Source organism: Saccharothrix coeruleofusca, assembly GCF_017876325.1.
Classification (GTDB): domain Bacteria; phylum Actinomycetota; class Actinomycetes; order Mycobacteriales; family Pseudonocardiaceae; genus Actinosynnema; species Actinosynnema coeruleofuscum.
The window spans coordinates 617,486-635,306 of sequence record NZ_JAGINV010000001.1 but is presented as its reverse complement, the minus strand read 5'-3'; the positions used below and the strand labels follow the sequence as shown (position 1 = coordinate 635,306).

Annotated in this window: 13 protein-coding genes; 6 read left to right on the top strand and 7 right to left on the bottom strand. The window is 74.5% G+C overall.

The genetic code is table 11. The features are described from left to right. Positions 1–8 precede the first annotated feature (8 nt). Complete coding sequence (locus tag JOF41_RS03130) at positions 9–1,253, bottom strand: MFS transporter (RefSeq protein WP_209616022.1); 1,245 nt, start codon at positions 1,251–1,253, stop codon at positions 9–11. Positions 1,254–1,306: 53 nt separating this feature from the next. Continuing rightward, positions 1,307–3,274 (bottom strand): Hsp70 family protein, encoded by a 1,968-nt coding sequence (locus JOF41_RS03125; protein ID WP_209616017.1) that lies wholly within the window; start codon positions 3,272–3,274, stop codon positions 1,307–1,309. 179 nt (positions 3,275–3,453) lie between these two features. Here JOF41_RS03125 and JOF41_RS03120 point away from each other — a divergent pair, with 179 nt between their 5' ends. After that, positions 3,454–8,001, top strand: a complete 4,548-nt coding sequence (locus JOF41_RS03120) for an ATP-dependent helicase (protein ID WP_209624003.1) — start codon at positions 3,454–3,456, stop codon at positions 7,999–8,001. Between the two features lie 388 nt (positions 8,002–8,389). Here the strand turns inward: JOF41_RS03120 and JOF41_RS03115 are convergent, their stop codons facing one another. From JOF41_RS03115 to JOF41_RS03105, 3 genes are read right to left on the bottom strand one after another with little or no spacing between them, the layout of a single operon-like run. Beyond that, positions 8,390–9,385: a 1-aminocyclopropane-1-carboxylate deaminase gene (locus JOF41_RS03115; RefSeq protein ID WP_209616015.1), complete on the bottom strand. Its 996-nt coding sequence runs from the start codon at positions 9,383–9,385 to the stop codon at positions 8,390–8,392. A gap of 1 nt (position 9,386) precedes the next feature. Next, complete coding sequence (locus JOF41_RS03110) at positions 9,387–10,025, bottom strand: GntR family transcriptional regulator (protein ID WP_209616012.1); 639 nt, start codon at positions 10,023–10,025, stop codon at positions 9,387–9,389. Between the two features lie 46 nt (positions 10,026–10,071). Further along, positions 10,072–10,782, bottom strand: a complete 711-nt coding sequence (locus JOF41_RS03105; protein ID WP_209616009.1) for a VOC family protein — start codon at positions 10,780–10,782, stop codon at positions 10,072–10,074. A 23-nt stretch (positions 10,783–10,805) separates the two neighbouring features. On the opposite strand from JOF41_RS03105, the gene JOF41_RS03100 reads away from it, so the two are divergent. Next, positions 10,806–12,437, top strand: coding sequence for an alkaline phosphatase D family protein (locus JOF41_RS03100; protein ID WP_189221904.1), 1,632 nt, complete (start codon positions 10,806–10,808; stop codon positions 12,435–12,437). 32 nt (positions 12,438–12,469) lie between these two features. On the opposite strand, the gene JOF41_RS03095 is transcribed toward JOF41_RS03100, so the two are convergent. Next, complete coding sequence (locus JOF41_RS03095; RefSeq protein ID WP_189221905.1) at positions 12,470–13,225, bottom strand: maleylpyruvate isomerase family mycothiol-dependent enzyme; 756 nt, start codon at positions 13,223–13,225, stop codon at positions 12,470–12,472. A 237-nt stretch (positions 13,226–13,462) separates the two neighbouring features. Here JOF41_RS03095 and JOF41_RS03090 point away from each other — a divergent pair, with 237 nt between their 5' ends. Both JOF41_RS03090 and JOF41_RS03085 read left to right on the top strand, forming a co-directional pair. Then, positions 13,463–13,963, top strand: coding sequence for a YbaK/EbsC family protein (locus tag JOF41_RS03090; RefSeq protein WP_189221906.1), 501 nt, complete (start codon positions 13,463–13,465; stop codon positions 13,961–13,963). After that, positions 13,960–14,535 carry a GNAT family N-acetyltransferase gene (locus tag JOF41_RS03085; RefSeq protein ID WP_209616006.1) on the top strand — a complete coding sequence of 192 codons (576 nt, stop codon included), beginning with the start codon at positions 13,960–13,962 and terminating at the stop codon, positions 14,533–14,535. Before JOF41_RS03090 ends, JOF41_RS03085 begins: the two co-directional genes overlap by 4 nt. Before the next feature lie 33 nt (positions 14,536–14,568). Here JOF41_RS03085 and JOF41_RS03080 read toward each other — a convergent pair whose 3' ends face one another. Beyond that, on the bottom strand, positions 14,569–16,248 hold the full coding sequence (locus JOF41_RS03080) for a DUF885 domain-containing protein (RefSeq protein ID WP_209616003.1): 1,680 nt from the start codon (positions 16,246–16,248) through the stop codon (positions 14,569–14,571). A 105-nt stretch (positions 16,249–16,353) separates the two neighbouring features. Here JOF41_RS03080 and JOF41_RS03075 point away from each other — a divergent pair, with 105 nt between their 5' ends. Next, positions 16,354–17,004, top strand: coding sequence for an LppM family (lipo)protein (locus JOF41_RS03075; RefSeq protein WP_209616000.1), 651 nt, complete (start codon positions 16,354–16,356; stop codon positions 17,002–17,004). A 45-nt stretch (positions 17,005–17,049) separates the two neighbouring features. Then, entirely contained in the window at positions 17,050–17,493 is a 444-nt protein-coding gene (locus JOF41_RS03070) for a carboxymuconolactone decarboxylase family protein (RefSeq protein WP_307867202.1), read from the top strand. Positions 17,494–17,821: the final 328 nt, after the last annotated feature.

Sequence of the window (17,821 nt, the reverse complement as noted above, 5' to 3'; positions counted from 1 at the left end):
GGCGCCGATCAGCCCGCCCGCTGCGCCGAGGTGTAGAGGCAGATCACCAGCAGGGGCAGGGCGGCGAACCCCACCAGCAGGCCCAGCGCGGCGTAGGACCACGCCGTGATCACCACGCCCGCCACCACCCCGCCCACCGCGCCGCCGACGTTCATGCACAGGTCGGACAGGCCCTGCGCGGCGGGCCGGTCCGCCACCGCGACCGACTCGGTGAGCAGCGCCGAACCCGCCACCAGGCCCGCCGACCAGCCGAACCCGAGCAGGGCCAGCCCGGCGGCCAGCTGCGGTGCCCCGTGCGAGGGCGCCATCCCGGCCACGCCCGCGGCGGCCACCACCAGCGCGGTCCCGATCGCCAGCACCGGCACCCGTCCCCACCGGTCGGCCACCCACCCGAACAGCGGGCTGGCCACGTACATCGACGCCACGTGCAGGCTGATCACCAGGCCGACCACGCGCAGCGACGAGCCGCCGTGGTCCATGTGCACCGGGGTCATCGACATAAGGCCGACCATCGCGGTGTGGCACAGGGTGACCCCGCCCAGCGCGAGCCTGCCCGCGGCGGGCAGCGACCGCCACACCTCAGCGCTGCCGCGCGTGCCCACCACACCCCCGCCCGCGCAGTGCGCGGGCGCCACCGGCGCGGACCGGGCCACCACCAGCGGATCAGGCCGCAGGAACCCCAGCACCACGACCGCGGCCGTGGCGAACACGACCGCCGACAGCAGGTACGGCCCCGCGCCGACGGGCAGCCCCAGCAGCACCGCCCACCGGCCGGCGGGCTCGGCCAGGTTCGGCCCGAGGACCGCCCCGAACGTCGCCGCCCACACCACCAGCGCAAGCGACCGGGCCCGCTGCCGGGGCGGTGCCAGGTCGGCCCCGGCGTACCTGGCGGCCAGGTTGGCGCTGCCCGCCGCGCCGAACAGCACCAGCGCGGGCAGCAGCAGCTGCCAGGAACCCAGCACCACCGCGCACGCGGCCACCAGCGCCCCCGCCGCGCCGATGCCGTAGCCCGCGACCAGCGCCGGGCGACGCCCGTACCGGTTCGCCACGCGCGCCGCGGGCAGGGCGAACAGCGCCGCGCCCAGCACCGCGCCGGTCTGCGCCAGGCCGCCCACCACGTCGGAGTGCGCCAGCGCCGCCGCGACCAGCGTGCTCAGGGTCAAGCCGATGGTGATCCCCGCGGACCCCAGCACCTGGGAGACCGCCAGCACCCGCAGCACGCGGCGCTGCACGACTTCGACGACGACAACCATGATCACTGATCGTGGCACGCCGGACCGGGCCGTCCAAGCGCCCATCCAGGGAGTCAGGTGCCCGGCTGGAGGGTGTTCTCGAAGAAGTCGGCGATGGCGTCGGCGGTCAGCTCCTCCTCGCCGCTCTTGGTCACGATGCCCAGCAGCGGGCGCTCGTCCGCGGTGAACACCAGCAGCCCCAACCCGCCGTCGGCCGAAGCGCGGTACTTGCCCACCAGGCCGTTGCCCGCCCACTGCGCCTCGACCACGTCGGCCTTGAGCGAGCGGACCACCGCGTCCGCGCCCTGCTGCGCACCGGTGACCGTCTCGGTGAGGATGTACTGCACCGAGTAGTCGTCCTTGACCGCGCAGCTGACCACGGTGCCCTTGATGGCGCTGATGCCGGACACGCCCTGGTCGCTCCCCGCCTTGCAGTCGGCGGTGTCGGCCACCGCCCCCGCGAGCTGGCGCAGGCAGGTGGTGAAGCCCTTGTCGTCCTGCGCCACGTCGGTCTTGCAGTCCTGCGCGCTGGGCACGTCCGGCCCGGAGAAGGCGATGAATCCGCCCACCAGTGCCGCCACCAGCACCACGGCCGCGCCCGCCGCGAGCAGCACGGTGCGGTTGGGCCACTCGCGCCGCCGCCGCTGCTGGGCGCGCGGGGTGACGCTGGGGAAGTTGAACTGCTGCGGCGCCGGGGAACCGACCTGGTACGGGCCGCTCACCGCCGGGTTGACCTGGTAGGACCCGCTGGTGGTCGGGTTGACCTGGTACGGGCCGCTGGCCGCCGGGTTGACCTGGTGCGCGCCGCTGACCGCCGGATTCACCTGGTGGGGGCCGCTGACCGCCGGATTCACCTGGTGGGGGCCGCTGACGGCCGGGCTCACCTGGTGGGAGCCGACCGGGTGCGGCCCGCTGACCGTCGGGCCGACCGGCCGGGTGACCACGGTCGGCTGCTCGCTGACCGGCAGCGGCCCGGCGACCGACACGCCGTCCTTGGGCACGTGGTGCGCGCCCAGCGCCACCGCGGTCTCCGGCTGGTCCAGGCTGGTCGGCACGACCCGCACCTGCTCGGCGATCATCGTGGCCACCAGCGGGATGCGGCTGGAGCCGCCGACCAGGTAGATGCCCGCCAGCTGCTCGGGGGTCAACCCGGTCGCGCGGATGGTCGCGGCCAGCAGCTCCACGCTGCGCAGCATGCTCGGCCGGACCAGCGCCTCCAGGTCGTTGCGGGTGACCAGCACGTCCTCGAACGGCTCCGGCATCGGCACCTCGGTGTGCGGGTGCCGGGACAGCGACTCCTTGGCCGCCCGCACGTCCTCCTGCAACGCGCGCCGGGCCCGCCGGTCGGCGGTGGACTCCGGGCGCAGCAGCCGCTGCCAGCGGGCCGGGTCGCGGTGCGCCACCTGGCGGCCGACGTGCTCCAGCAGCGCCTGGTCCACGTCCAGCCCGCCCAGGTCCGGCAGGCCGTCGGCGGCCAGCACGGTGAAGCCCTGCTTGGTCGCGCCGACGATGGCCACGTCGAACGTGCCCGCGCCCAGGTCGTACACGGCCAGCGCCTGGCCGACCGACAGCGAGGCGTAGTGCGATGCCGCCGCGACCGGCTCCGGCACCAGCACGATCTCGCCGTCCACCCCCGCCAGCCGGGCCGCGGACATCAGCACGTTGCGCCGGGGCTGCCCCCACTCGGCGGGGTGGGTGAGGCGGAACTCGTCGATCCGCTCGCCGCCCAGCTGGCGGGTGGTCTCCTCCAGCACGCGGCGCAGCACCGCGGCCAGCGCGTCGGTGACGGCCACGACGTTGTCGCCCAGCAGCAGCGCGCCCTCGTCCACGCGGCGCTTGGGGTTGGGCTCGAAGCGGGACGGGTCGAGCCGGGCGCGGCGCTCGGCGTCGCGACCCACCACCAGCGTGCCGTCCTCCTCGCAGTAGACGGCCGAGGGCATGGTCGCGGAGCCGTCCACCTCCACCACCCTGGGTGGCCGGCCGTGTGCGGCCAGCACCGCCACGGTGTTGGAAGTGCCCAGGTCAACCGACAGGACGCGCATGTCCACCTCTCCCGTCCACGAGCCGGGTGATCGTCCCACACCCGCCAACACGCCTCGGCCGCCTAGTTCGGTTCGCACCGGTCCCCCGGTTCACTCCTTGAGGCGACTCCGGGGCTTCCGGGTACTCCCGACGGGCCGGAACTGTCGGTGGTCCGGGTCAGGATGGTGCCGTGGATGTGATGGAGCAGTTCTCCCCCGCCACCCGGCAGTGGTTCGCCGGGGCCTTCGCCGCGCCCACCGCCGCCCAGGTCGGGGCGTGGGAGGCGGCCGCGGCGGGCGAGCACGCGCTGGTCATCGCGCCCACCGGCTCGGGCAAGACGCTGGCCGCGTTCCTGTGGGCGCTGGACCGGCTGGCCTCGGCCCCGCCGCCCGACGAGCCGAAGCGGCGCTGCCGGGTGCTCTACGTCTCACCGCTCAAGGCGCTGGCCGTGGACGTGGAGCGCAACCTGCGGGCGCCGCTGGCGGGCATCCGGCAGGCGGCGCACCGGCTGTCCCTGCCGGAGCCGTCGACCACGGTGGGGATGCGCACCGGCGACACGCCCGCGGACGCGCGCCGGGCGTTCGCCAGGACCCCGCCGGACGTGCTGGTGACCACCCCCGAGTCGCTGTTCCTGCTGCTCACCTCGGCCGCCCGCGACTCGCTGCGCGGGGTGGAGACGGTGATCCTGGACGAGGTGCACGCGGTGGCGGGCACCAAGCGCGGCGCGCACCTGGCGCTGTCGCTGGAGCGGCTGGACGCGCTGCTGGAGCGGCCCGCCCAGCGGATCGGCCTGTCCGCCACGGTCCGGCCGGTGGAGGAGGTCGCCTCGTTCCTGGCGGGCGGCCGACCGGTGCGGGTGGTGCGGCCCGAAGCCGCCAAGACCATCGAGGTGCGCGTCGAGGTCCCGGTGGAGGACATGTCGGTGCTGGGCGAGCCGACCGGCGAGGTGTCCGGCTCGGCGGCGGGCGCGCAGCAGCGGGCGTCGATCTGGCCCGCCGTCGAGCGGCGGGTGCTGGAGCTGGTCCGGCGGCACCGGTCCACCATCGTGTTCGCCAACTCGCGCAGGCTGGCCGAGCGGCTCACCGCCCGGCTCAACGAGCTGGCGGAGGAGAGCGCGCAGGAGAGCGGGCAGGCGGACCGGTTCCCGGCCGAGGCGGTCGGCCAGTCGGGGGTCACCACCCAGTCGGGTCCGGTCGTCGCCCGCGCGCACCACGGCTCGATGTCGCGCGAGCAGCGGACCGCCGTCGAGGAGGAGCTGAAGTCCGGGCGGCTGCCGTGCGTGGTGGCCACCTCCTCGCTGGAGCTGGGCATCGACATGGGCGCGGTCGACCTGGTGGTGCAGGTCGAGGCGCCGCCCACGGTCGCGTCCGGGCTGCAGCGGGTGGGCCGCGCCGGGCACCAGGTGGGCGCGGTCTCGCGCGGGGTGGTGTTCCCCAAGTTCCGCGGCGACCTGGTGTCGTGCGCGGTGGTGGCGGAGCGGATGCGCGACGGCGCGATCGAGGCCGTGCGGTACCCGCGCAACCCGCTGGACGTGCTGGCCCAGCACGTCGTGGCGATGGTGGCGCTGGAGCCGTGGCCGGTCGAGGAGCTGGCCGGGCTGGTGCGCCGGGCCGCCCCGTTCGCGGCGCTGCCGGAGTCGGCGCTGCGGGCGGTGCTGGACATGCTGGCGGGCCGCTATCCCAGCGAGGAGTTCGGGGAGCTGCGGCCCCGGATCACCTGGGACCGGGTCACCGGCGAGCTGCGCGGGCGCCCCGGCGCGCAGCGGCTGGCGGTGACCTCCGGCGGCACCATCCCCGACCGGGGGCTGTTCGCGGTGATGACCCCGGCGGCGGAGGACCGGCCCGGCTCGCGGGTGGGCGAGCTGGACGAGGAGATGGTCTACGAGTCGCGGGTGGGCGACACGTTCCTGCTGGGCACCTCGTCCTGGCGGGTCGAGGACATCACCCACGACCGGGTGATCGTGGTGCCCGCGCCGGGTCAGCCCGCGCGGATGCCGTTCTGGAAGGGCGACGCGCCGGGCCGCCCGCTGGAGCTGGGACGGGCGCTGGGGAAGTTCTTGCGCGAGGTGTCCGCGCTGGACGACGCCGCGGCCGCCGAGCGCGCCGCCGGTGCCGGGCTGGACGCGTGGGCGAGCTCGAACCTGCTGGCCTACCTGCGCGAGCAGCGCGAGGCGACCCGGCACGTGCCCAGCGACCGCACCGTCCTGGTCGAGCGGTTCCGCGACGAGCTGGGCGACTGGCGGTTGGTGGTGCACTCCCCGTTCGGGGCCCAGGTCAACGCGCCGTGGGCGCTGGCGATCGCGGCCCGGCTGCGGGAGCGGCGCGGCGTCGAGGCGCAGGCGGCGCACTCCGACGACGGGATCGTGGTGCGGCTGCCGGACGCGGTCGACCAGGACGGCGCGCCGGTCGTGGTCGGGGCCGAGGACGTGCTGCTGGACCCGGAGGAGGTCGAGCAGGTCGTGGTGGCCGAGGTGGGCGGCTCGGCGCTGTTCGCGGCCCGGTTCCGGGAGTGCGCGGCCCGGTCGCTGCTGCTGCCCCGGCGCGACCCGAGGCGGCGCACCCCGCTGTGGCAGCAGCGGCAGCGGGCGGCGCAGCTGCTGTCGGTGGCGGCGAAGTACGAGAGCTTCCCGGTGGTCCTGGAGGCGATGCGCGAGTGCCTCCAGGACGTCTACGACGTGCCCGGTCTCAAGGAGCTGATGACCGACGTGCGGGCGCGGCGGGTGCGCGTGGTGGAGGTGGAGACGCCGTCACCGTCGCCGTTCGCGCGCAGCCTGCTGTTCGGCTACGTCGGCATGTTCCTCTACGACGCGGACGCGCCGCTGGCCGAGCGGCGGGCGGCGGCGCTGTCGCTGGACTCGGCGCTGCTGGCCGAGCTGCTGGGCTCCGAGGCGATCCGGGAGCTGCTGGACCCCGAGGTGGTCGAGGAGGTGGAGCTGGCGCTGCAGCGGTTGGCGCCGGACCGGCACGCGCGCGACGCGGAGGGCGCGGCGGACCTGCTGCGGCTGCTGGGCGACCTGTCCGAGGAGGAAGGGCTGGCGCGCGGCATCCGGCCGGAGTGGCTGGCCGACCTGGTGGCGCAGCGGCGGGCGATCCGGGTGCGCATCGCGGGGCAGGAGCGGGTCATCGCCATCGAGGACGCGGGGCGGGTGCGCGACGCGCTGGGCGTGGCGCTGCCGGTGGGCGTGCCGGAGGTGTTCACCGAGCCGGTGGCCGACCCGCTGGGCGACCTGCTGTCCCGCTACGCCCGCACGCACGGCCCGTTCCCGGCGGCGCGGGCGGCCGAGCGGTTCGGGCTGGGCGTGGCGGTGGTGACCGGTGTGCTGGAGCGGATGGCGGGCACCGGGCGGCTGGTGCGCGGCGAGCTGCGGCCCGGCGGCACGCACACCGAGTACTGCGACGCGGAGGTGCTGCGCAGGCTGCGGCGGGCGTCGCTGGCCAGGCTGCGGGCCGAGGTCGAACCGGTGGAGCCCGCCGCGCTGGGCCGGTTCCTGCCCGGCTGGCACGGCATCGGGCGGCGGCTGCGCGCGGCCCCGACGGTGGACGACGTGTACTCGGTGGTCGAACAGCTGGCGGGCGCGCCGCTGCCCGCCAGCGCGGTGGAGTCGCTGGTGCTGCCCGCCCGGCTGCCCGGCTACACCCCGGCGCTGCTGGACGAGCTGACCGCGTCCGGCGAGGTCACCTGGACCGGGTGCGGCGCGCTGGCCGGGGGCGACGGCTGGATCGCGCTGGCCCCCTCGGACGTGGCCGACCTGCTGCTGCCGGACCTGGTGCCGGAGGCCGCGCCGGACTCGTCGCTGCACACCGCCGTGGTGGAGGCGCTGGCGGGCGGCGCGCTGTTCTTCCGGCAGGTGGTCGACCGGGTGTCGCTGCACGGCCCGACCACCGACGCCGAGGTGGTGGGCGCGCTGTGGGACCTGGTGTGGGCGGGTGTGGTCACCAACGACACGCTGGCCCCACTGCGGGCGCTGGTCGCGGGCGGCGGCACGGCGCACAAACCGCGCCGGTCGGCCCCGCGCGGCCGGTACGCGCGGATGCGGGCGGGCAGGCCGGACCTGCCCAGCCGCACCGGGCCCGCGACCGCGGCAGGCCGGTGGTCGCTGGCCGTGGTGCCCGCGACCGACCCGACCCGGCGGGCGCACGCGCGGGCCGAGGCGTTCCTGGAGCGGCACGGCGTGCTGACCAGGGGCGCGCTGGACACCGAGCGGGTGACCGGCGGGTTCAGCGGGGTGTACCGGGTGCTGCGCGCGATGGAGGAGTCCGGGCAGGTCGTGCGGGGGTACGTGGTCGAGGGCCTGGGTGCCGCGCAGTTCGCCGCGCGCGGGGCCGTCGACCGGCTGCGCGCGCTGTCCCGGCCGCCGGGGCAGGACCACGCGAACGCGCCGGAGGCGGTGGTGCTGGCCGCCGCAGACCCGGCCCAGCCCTACGGCGCGGCGCTGGCCTGGCCGGACCCGGTCGGCGAGGGCAAGCACCGGCCGGGGCGCAAGTCGGGCGCGCTGACCGTGCTGGTGGACGGCGTGGCGGCGCTGTACGTCGAGCGCGGTGGCCGGTCGCTGGTGTCGTTCACCGAGGACGAGCAGGCGCTGCGGGCCGCCGCCCACGCGCTGGGCCAAGCGGTGCGCGACGGTTGGCTGGGGCAGTTGGCCGTGCAGCGGGCGGACGGGGAGGTGGCGCTGGGCACGAGGCTGGCGGGCATCCTCCAGGAGGCGGGTTTCCGCGCGACCCCCAAGGGCCTGCGCCTCCGAGCCTGAGCCACGGGGTCGGGACGCGTCCACATGCTGAACCGAGCGTTCAGGTCGTGTGAGTTGAGCGTTCGGACACCGCGAACCGAGCGTTCAGAACTGAAAGCGGCGCTCGCGGGCGGTCCGCTGCGCGCTCCGCGCGCCCCTCTGGTGCGTGGGCAAGTACTACCCGACGGGGTTGGCAGGGCCGGTAACTACTGCCCGAGGGGCGTGGAAGCGCCGGTCAGGGCGCGAGAGTGCGGGTCGGGTGCGCGAATGTTGAGTTCAGGGTGTCTGAGCGTTCGACTCGCGGGGGCGACACGCCCAACACACCCATAGGTGGGTGACGCTGGGGGCGGGCGTGGTGGTCCTGAGCGTTGAACTCGGAGGTTCTGGGAGTTCGACTCGCGGGGCGTGGTCAGGTGAACAGGCTGCTGTAGGCGTTGAGGGCGGGCTGGCCGCCGAGGTGGGCGTAGAGGACGGTGGCGTCGCGGGGGATCTCCCCGGACGACACCAGCTCCACCAGTCCGGCCAGCGACTTCCCCTCGTACACCGGGTCGGTGATCATGCCCTCCAGGCGGGCGCCGAGCTCCATCGCCTCCACGGTGGACTCGCCGGGGACGCCGTAGACGCCCTCGTGGAAGCGGTCGTCGAGGACCACGTCGGAGTCGGCGATCTCGACGCCGAGCAGGGCCGCGGTGTTCTCGGCGATGCGGGTGACCTGCGCGCGGGTCTCGGCGGGCTTGGCGGAGGCGTCGATGCCGATGATCCGGCGGCCGCTGCCCGCGAAGCCGGCGACCATGCCCGCCTGGGTGCTGCCGGTGACCGAGCAGACCACGATGGTGTCGAAGAGGACGCCCAGTTCCCGCTCCTGCCGCTGGACCTCGGCCGCCCACCCGGCGAAGCCCAGGCCGCCCAGCGGGTGGTCGGAGGCGCCCGCCGGGATGGCGTAGGGCTTGCCGCCCTCGGCGCGGACCTGCTCGACCGCCTGCTCCCACGCGGGTTTCACGCCGATGCCGAAGCCCGCTTCGACCAGCCGCACCTCGGCGCCCATGAGCCTGCTGAGCAGGATGTTGCCGACCCGGTCGTACACCGGGTCGGACCAGTCCACCCAGCTCTCCTGCACCAGCACGCACCGCAGCCCGGCGCGGGCCGCCGCGGCGGCGACCTGGCGGGTGTGGTTGGACTGCACGCCGCCGATGGAGACGAGGGTGTCGCAGCCGGTGGCCAGCGCGTCGGCGACGAGGTACTCCAGCTTGCGGGTCTTGTTGCCGCCGTAGGCCAGGCCGGAGTTGCAGTCCTCCCGCTTGGCCCACACCCGCGCGCCGCCCAGGTGCGCGGTCAGCCGCTCCAGCGGGTGCACCGGCGAGGGGCCGAAGGTCAGCGGGAAGCGGGCGAAGTCGTCCAGCGCCATGTCAGTTCTCCTCCAGCAGCTCGGCCAAGGTCGCCCAGTTGCGCTCGACCAGCGCCGCGGCCAGGTCGGCGTCCTCGGCGGCGCAGGCGGCGACGATCTCCTCGTGCATGGCCACCGAGTGGCGGCCGGGTGGGGTGCCGAAGCGCAGCCGCTCCAGGCGGCGCACCAGCGGGGTGTAGCGCTCGATGGTGGCGATCACCGCGAAGTTGCCGCTGCGCCGCACGGCCACCTCGTGGAACTCGTCGTCGGCGGCGAGCGCGGCGGGCACGTCCTGGTCGGCCAGCGCGGTGGCGAACCGGGCGTTGGCCGCGCGCATGGCCGCCAGGTCCGCCGGGGTCATCTTCGGCACGGCCAGCCGGGCGGCCAGCGCGTGCATGGCCTGCACGACGGCGTGGGCGTCGCGCACGGCGGCGGTGTCCAGCGGGGTGACCCTGGTGTAGCTGTGCGGCTTGGACTCCACCAGCCCCTCGTCGGCCAGTCGGGCCAGCGCTTCGCGGACCGGGGTGCGGGACAGCCCCAGCCGCTCGGCCAGCTCCACGTCCTTGATCGGGGAGCCGGGGGCGAGCGCGCCGACCATGATCGCCTCGCGGATGGCGGTCAGGGCCTGGTCCCGGTAGAGCGCCCGACTGATATATTGCATATCAGCACTGTAGACAGTGGTGCTGCTGGAGCACCAGGGTCGTTTGTCAGCGGGGCGTCAACACGCAGAACTCGTTGCCCTCGATGTCGGCCAGCACCACCCACGGCACGTCGCCCTGCCCGAGGTCCACGCGCCGCGCGCCCAGCGCCTCCAAGCGCCTCATCTCGTCCTCGGTGCGCCCGTCCGCGTGCGGCGCCACGTCCAGGTGCACGCGGTTCTTCACCGTCTTGGCGTCGGGCACCTTGACCAGTTCCAGGTACGGCCCGGAGGTCGGGCGCAGCGAGGCGAACTCCTCGTGCGCGCGCACGACGGGCATCCCGGTCGCCTCGGCCCAGAACGCGGCCAGGCCGCGCGGGTCGGCCGCGTCGAGCACCACCGCGGCCACGGGGCCGGTGGCGGCGTACTCCTCCCTCGGCTCCAGCACGCAGAACTCGTTGCCCTCCGGGTCGGCCAGCACCACCCACGGCATCTCGCCCTGGCCAATGTCGACCGGCCGCGCGCCCAGCTCCCGCGCCCGCGCCACGATGGCCGCCTGGTCCTGCGGCGAGGCGCTGGCCAGGTCCAGGTGCACGCGGTTCTTCACCGCTTTCGGCTCGGACACCGGCACGAAGACCACGTCCAGCTCGGGGGTGACGGTGAGGTCGACCTCGCCGCTGTCCGCCGGAACGGCGGGCAGGGCGAGCAGCGCCGACCAGAAGCCGCTCAGCGCGGTGACGTCGGCCGAGTCCACGACGATGTTGCACAACCTGGTCCCCATGCGGCAAAGGTAACGTCTGCGGCATGGCGCAACTGGTCCTCGGTCCTGTGCTGAGACATGTCAACGGCACGACGGCCACCGTGTGGGTTGAGACCGACACCTCGTGCGAGGTGGTCGTGGCGGGCCACGCGGCGCGCACGTTCCAGGTCGGCGACCAGCACTTCGCGCTGGTCGTGGTGGAGGGCTTGGCGCCGGGCACCTCCACGCCCTACGACGTGCGGCTGGACGGCGAGGTGGTGTGGCCCGAGCCGGACTCGCCGTTCCCGCCGTGCCGCATCCGCACCAAGGCCGAGGACGACCTGTCGCACCGGCTGGTGTTCGGCTCGTGCCGGGCGGCCAAGCACGGCGGTCCGGGGCCGGACAAGCTGGGCCCCGACGCGCTGGACGCCTTCGCGCTGCGCATGAAGGACCAGCCCGAGGAGCAGTGGCCGGACGCGTTGCTGCTGCTGGGCGACCAGGTCTACGCCGACGAGCCGACGCCGCGCGTGAAGCGGTGGCTGGCCGAGCGGCGCGACGGCCGCGAACCGGTGGGCGAGGTGGTGGAGTTCCGCGAGTACGCCGAGCTGTACCACGAGTCGTGGAGCGATCCCGAGATCCGCTGGCTGATGTCCACCGTGCCGACGTCGATGATCTTCGACGACCACGACGTGCGCGACGACTGGAACACCTCCCGCGCGTGGCGCGAGAAGATGGCGGCCCGGCCGTGGTGGCGGCAGCGCATCCGCGCCGGGCTGGCGTCGTACTGGGTGTACCAGCACATCGGCAACCTGGGGCCGGAGCAGCTGGCGGGCGACGAGCTGTACGGCAAGGTGGTGGCGGCGGGCGGGGACGTGCGGCCGCTGCTGGAGGACTTCGCCGAGCGCGCCGACGCCGAGCTGGACGGGCGCAAGTCGACGTGGTGGAGCTACCGCCGCGACTTCGGCCGGGTGCGGCTGCTGGTGATCGACACCCGCAACGGCCGCATCCTGGACGGCCCGGAGCGGCTGATGGTCAGCCACGACGAGTTCGCCTGGATCGAGCGCAACGCCACCGAGGGCGACTTCGACCACCTGCTGATCGGTTCGTCGCTGCCGTGGCTGATGCCGCACGGGCTGAGCCACTTCCAGTCGCTCAACGAGAACGCGGCGGCCAAGCCCGGCCTGCGCGGCAAGCTGGCCGAGACCGTGCGGCAGGTCGCGGACCTGGAGCACTGGCCCGCCTTCCGCGCGTCGTTCGAGCGGCTGGCGCGGATGATCCTGCGCATCGGCAGCCGCCCCGACGCGCCGAGCACGATCTGCGTGCTGTCCGGGGACGTGCACCACAGCTACGCCGCCCGCGCGCACTACACCGCGCCGCTGCGGTCCGCGGTGCTGCAGCTGGTGTGCTCGCCGGTGCACAACGATCCACCGTGGATCTTCCGCCCGGCGTTCCGCCTGTCGTGGTCGCGCCCGATCGCGCGGCTGCTGCGGCGGCTCGCCGACCGGGCGGGCATCTCACCCGACCCGATCGGCTGGACCAAGCTCAGCGGCCCGCACTTCGGCAACTCGGTGGCCCTGCTGGAGGTCGACGGCCGCGCGGCGCGCTTCCGACTGGAGACCGCGCGGGCGGACAACGGCCTGGAGGAGGTCGCGGACCTGGCGCTGCAGGAGCCGGCGCTGCAGGAGCCGGCGCCGTAGGACTCGGCGCCGTAGAACTCGGCGCCGTAGCGCTACTTGGTGGCCAGCCGCAGCAGCGCCCACAGCTGGGCGATCGCGTCGTGGTCGCCGGAGGTCTCCACCTCGCGGTCCGGGATGCGCCCCCACAGCCAGCGGTAGACCAGCACGGGCGAGCCCGCCACCTCGCCGTCGGCCGGTTCCCCCGGCGCGGACAGGCGCGCGGTGGCCGGTTCCGGTCCGGTGCGGACGGTCCACACGCGACCGCCCGCGCGGATCGCCACCGCGCTCCGCTTGGTGCCGCGCACGCCCAGCACGTCCAGGCGGTGCCCCAGCCACAGCGACAGCACCTCGTCGATGCCGTCCTCGGCGACGGCGTCGGCCACCGGGTCCAGGGTCAGCCCGGCCGCGGACTGCACGTCCATCCGGTGCACAGTGGACTCGTGGGCCAGCCTGCGCGCCCAGAAGCCGTGGTTGCGCTCCTCGGGCCACCAGGTGTCGCACGGGTCGTCCGCCCGCTGCGCGGCGAGCCGCTCGACCAGCGGCGCCACGCCCTCCCGGACGTAGTCGGCCAAATCCTGCCCCGGTCGGGGTTCCCGCTGCCACACCCGTGGCCGCGCACCGTCGCGCAGCCACGCGCGGACCATGCGGTAGGTGCTGCCCACGTGCCGGGCGGTCTCGCCCAGGTTCAGGCCGGGACAGGCGGGGACCTGGCGCTCCGGGCGCTGCCCCTCGGTGGCGCGCGCCAACCGCTCGGCCTCCGACGCGATCACCTCGACGAGGGTGTCGTACTCGACCAGTCCCCGGCTCACTGCCCACCCTCGTGCGTCGGCCTGTCCGGCTGGGGGGAGTCGGTCGGAGTTGACATCGGCGGCCTCCTCGCGGCGTCGGAACGTCGACGACCGCCGCGGGGAGACGGCGGCTCCTGGTGGTGGGGTGCTTCCCCCACCCCACCACCAGGGCATAGCTCGAACAGCTGTTCGAGCAACATCAGCCTATCCCGTCGGCCCGGCAGTCCTCAACCCGATCGCGCGTGGTCTCATGAACGGGTGAGCGCACCCGACCACCCCGGTATCCGCAAAGTCGCCGCGGCCCTGTCCGAAGCGGGTCACCACGAGGCGGCCGAAGGCATCCGCGTGCTGGCCGACGCCGTCCGAACCGCCGCCGAGGCGGCCGCCGCGGTGGGCGTCCCGGTCGGCGCCATCGCCAACAGCCTGGTCTTCGCCGCCGTCACCGGCGGCGTGGCCGCGCCCCTGCTGGTGCTGACCTCCGGCGCGCACCGCGCGGACACCGGCCTGCTGGCCGAGCTGGCCGGCGTCGACTCGGTCGAGCGCGCCACCCCCGCGTTCGTGCGCGAGCACACCGGCCAGGTCATCGGCGGCGTCTCGCCGCTGGGCCACCCCGCGCCGATCCGCACCTTCGTGGACCGGGACCTGGCGCGGTACGAGGTGGTCTGGGCCGCGGCGGGCCACCCGCACGCGGTCTTCCCCACCACCTGCGCTGGCCTGGTCGAGCTGACCGGCGGCACCCCCGCCGAGGTGGCCCGGTGACCGCCGCGCCGTCGCGGCGGCTGGTGGAGCTGACGCCGCAGGAGCTGAACCCGCGCCTGGACGAGGCGCTGGCGCTGTACGTCAGCGCGATGAACTACCCGCCCGGCACGGCCGAGCAGCGCGCCCCGATGTGGCTGGCGCACATGACGCGCCCCGGCTGGCGCTGCGTGGTGGCCCTGGGCGAGCGGGACGAGCTGGTCGGCATCGGCTACGGCTACCGGGGCGCCAGCGGCCAGTGGTGGCACGAGCAGGTGCGCCACGGCCTGACCATGGTGGCCGGGCCGGGCGCGGTCGAGGAGTGGATGCGCGACTACTTCGAGCTGACCGAGCTGCACGTGCTGCCGGGGGCGCAGGGCCGGGGCATCGGCGAGGCGCTGCTGCGCGGTCTGCTGGGCGGCGTCACCACCTCGCGGGTGCTGCTGTCCACTCCGGAGGGACCGAGCCGGGCATGGCGGCTGTACCGGCGGGTGGGCTTCGAGGACGTGCTGCGCCACTACCAGTTCACCGGCGACCCGCGCCCGTTCGCGGTGCTGGGCCGCACGCTGCCGCTGTCCCCGGTCGGGAGGGCGTGAGGTCCGGCCGCGCGCCGGACCCCACGCGCCCGCTCACAGCTCGGCCAGTCGCTCCCGCAGGGTGTCCAGGCCCATGGCGCCCATCTCCAGCGCCTGCTTGTGGAACACCTTGAGGTCGAACGCGCTGCCGTGCCGGGCGCGGGCCTCGTCCCGCGCGGCCAGCCACAGCCGCTCGCCCAGCTTGTACGAGGGGGCCTGGCCGGGCCACCCCAGGTACCGGTCGATCTCGTCGCGCACGTGCGCCTGCTCGGTGATCGTCCGGGTCAGCATGAACTCCAGGCCCAGCTCGGGCGTCCACCGCTCGCCCTCGTGGAACCCGGTCCCGCGCGGGATCTCCAGCCGCAGGTGCATGCCGATGTCGACGATCACCCGCGCGGCGCGGAAGAGGTGCGCGTCCAGCATCCCCAGCAGGTCGCCGTCGTCGTCGAGGTAGCCCAGCTCGCGCATGAGCCGCTCGGCGTACAGCGCCCAGCCCTCGCCGTACCCGGACACCCAGCACATCAGCCGCTGGAAGGCGTTGAGCTTGTCCGCCTGGTACACGGCGGTGGCGATCTGCAGGTGGTGGCCCGGCACGCCCTCGTGGTAGACGGTGGTCACCTCGCGCCAGGTGGAGAACTCCTGCTTGTCCGCGGGCACCGACCACCACATCCGCCCCGGACGCGAGAAGTCCGGCGTCGGGCTGGTGTAGTAGGCGCCGACGCCGCCGCCGGGCGGAGCGATCCGGCACTCCAGCCGCATCAGCTCGTCGGGCAGCTCGAAGTGCACCCCGCGCACGTCGCGCAGGGCCTTGTCGGACAGCTCCTGCATCCACGCCTGCAGCCCGTCCTGGCCGTGCACCAGGTAGCGCGGGTCGGCGTCCAGCGCCGCGGCGGCCTCGGCCAGCGAGGCTCCCGGCTTGATCCGCCCGGCGACCTGCTTCATCTCGGCCTCGATGCGGGTGAACTCGGCCCAGCCCCACTCGTAGGCCTCGGCCAGGTCCAGCCGGGAGCCGGTGAAGTAGCGGGAGGACAGCCGGTAGATCTCCTCGCCGACGGCGTCCTCGCGGGGCGCCTTGGGAGCGAGGTCGTCGCGCAGGAACGCGGCCAGGTCGGCGTAGGCCTCGGCGGCGGCCTTGGCGCCCGCCTCCAGGTCGGTGCGCAGCGCCCCGTCACCCGGTGCGCCTGCGATCAGGCCCGCGAAGTACGAGCCGCCGCCGGACAGCCCCGCCCAGGTGTCGCACTGCTCGGCGACCCGGCTGACCTGGCGCAGCGCCGAGACGTGGCCGCGGTCCGCGGCGTGCGCCAGACCCGCCCGCAGGTTGGCCACCGCGTCCGGCATCGCGGCCAGCCGCTTGGCCACCAGCGCCCACTGCTCGGGGGTGTCGGTCTGCATCTGGTCGAACGTCTCGCGCATGCTCTGCACGGGGCTGGCGATCACGTTGAGCGAGGACTCGGCGAGCCCCGCCTCGTACAGCTCGACGTCGAGCCCGACGCGCTCCAGGAACACCGCCTTGGCGTCGGCCTCGGAGCGGTCGGCGGGTTCGGTCGCCGCCATCTCGCGCAGCGCCCGGCGGGACAGCTCGACGCGGGCGGCGTGTCCCTCCGGTGAGTAGTCGGTCAGCCGGTCCTCGTGACCGGGGACGCCCATGAAGGTCGCGGCCACCGGGTCGACCGCCGCGTAGTCGGCTACGTACTGGTCGCTGATGCCGTGCACGCCGGCCGGAGTAGTGCCCATGCACCGCACGCTACCGGCCCGGCTCCGGTCGTCGACAGCTCTTTAGCGAGGCTCACGACAGGCTTCACCGGGTCAACTTTTGACCCTGCCGGCAGGATTGCTCCCGTGCCCAGGGCCTCCGCGCTCCTCCTGCCCGTGCTCCTGCTCGCCGCGTTCGCGCTGACGGGCTGCGTCCGCCTGCACGCGGCCATGGCGCTGTCCCCGGACGACCGGGTCTCCGGCGAGATCGTGGCGGCCACCCCGCCCACCCAGGACAACGACCCCGGACCCCAGCTCAAGGTGCCCGAGGAGCTGGCGGGACGGGTCACCACGCAGCCCTACCGGGTGGACGACTACACCGGCACGCAGCTGTTCTTCAACGGGCTGACCTTCGACGAGGTGCGCGCGCTGTCCGTGGCCACCAGCGCGTCCAACAGCCGCTACCAGCTCAACTTCCGCCGCTCCGGCGACCTGGTCACGCTGTCGGGCTCGGTGGACCTGACCGCCGTGCCCGGCCAGCGGGCCGACGTGCAGGTCAAGATCGGCTTCCCCGGTGAGGTGATCAACACCAACGGCCGCGAGGAGGACGACTCGGTCGTCGCGTGGGCGCCCAAGCCGGGGCAGGCGTCGATGCTCACCGCGACGGTCCGCTACGCCGGGGCGAACTCCCAGTCCTGGTTCCCGTGGGCGATGCTGGTGGCGTGCCTGACCGGCGGCGCGGCGCTGATCGTCGTGGTGCTCGCGGCCGTGTCGCACCGCCGCAGCGCGGTCGCCTGAGGTCTGTCACACCTCCCGGCCCGGTCTCGTCCCCAGTGCATGAGGATGAACTTCGCCGAAGTGGCCCCGGACGCCTACCGACTGCTGATCCAGCTCGACGCCTACGCCTCCCGGCACGTCGACCGCACGCTGCTGGAACTGGTGAAGCTGCGCGCGTCGATGCTCAACGGCTGCGCGTTCTGCGTCGATATGCACTCCGCGGACGCGCTCAAGGCCGGTGAGAACGCGCAGCGGCTGTTCGCGGTGTCGGTGTGGCGGGAGTCGCGCTTCTTCACCGACACCGAGCGGCTGGCGCTGGAGCTGACCGACGCCGTCACCCGGCTCGGCGAGCACGGGGTGCCCGACGAGTTGTGGCGGCGTGCGAGCGCGACGTGGTCGGAGAAGGAGCTCGCCGACCTGGTGGCCCTGATCATCTCCATCAACGCGCTCAACCGACTCGGCGTGACCCTGGACATGGGCACCGAACGTGCCCTGGCCAAGGACCTCTGACCGCAACGCCCGCCCTCGGTGTCACCCACCTATGGGCGCGTTGGGCGTGTCGCCCCCGCGAGTCGAACGCTCAGACACCCTGAACTCAACATTCGCGCACCCGACCCGCACTCTCGCGCCCTGACCGGCGCTTCCGCGCCCCCCTGGCAGTAGTTACCGGCCCTGCCAACCCCGTTGGGTAGTACTTGCCCACGCACCAGGGGGGCGCGCGCGAAGCGCGCGCAGCGGACCGCCCGCGAGCGCCGTCCCCGTATGACCTGGGCTCGTCCCGACCACGCGTGTCAAGGGGCCCTGAACGCACTCCCGGCCCACCACCGGGCCGGGGCCC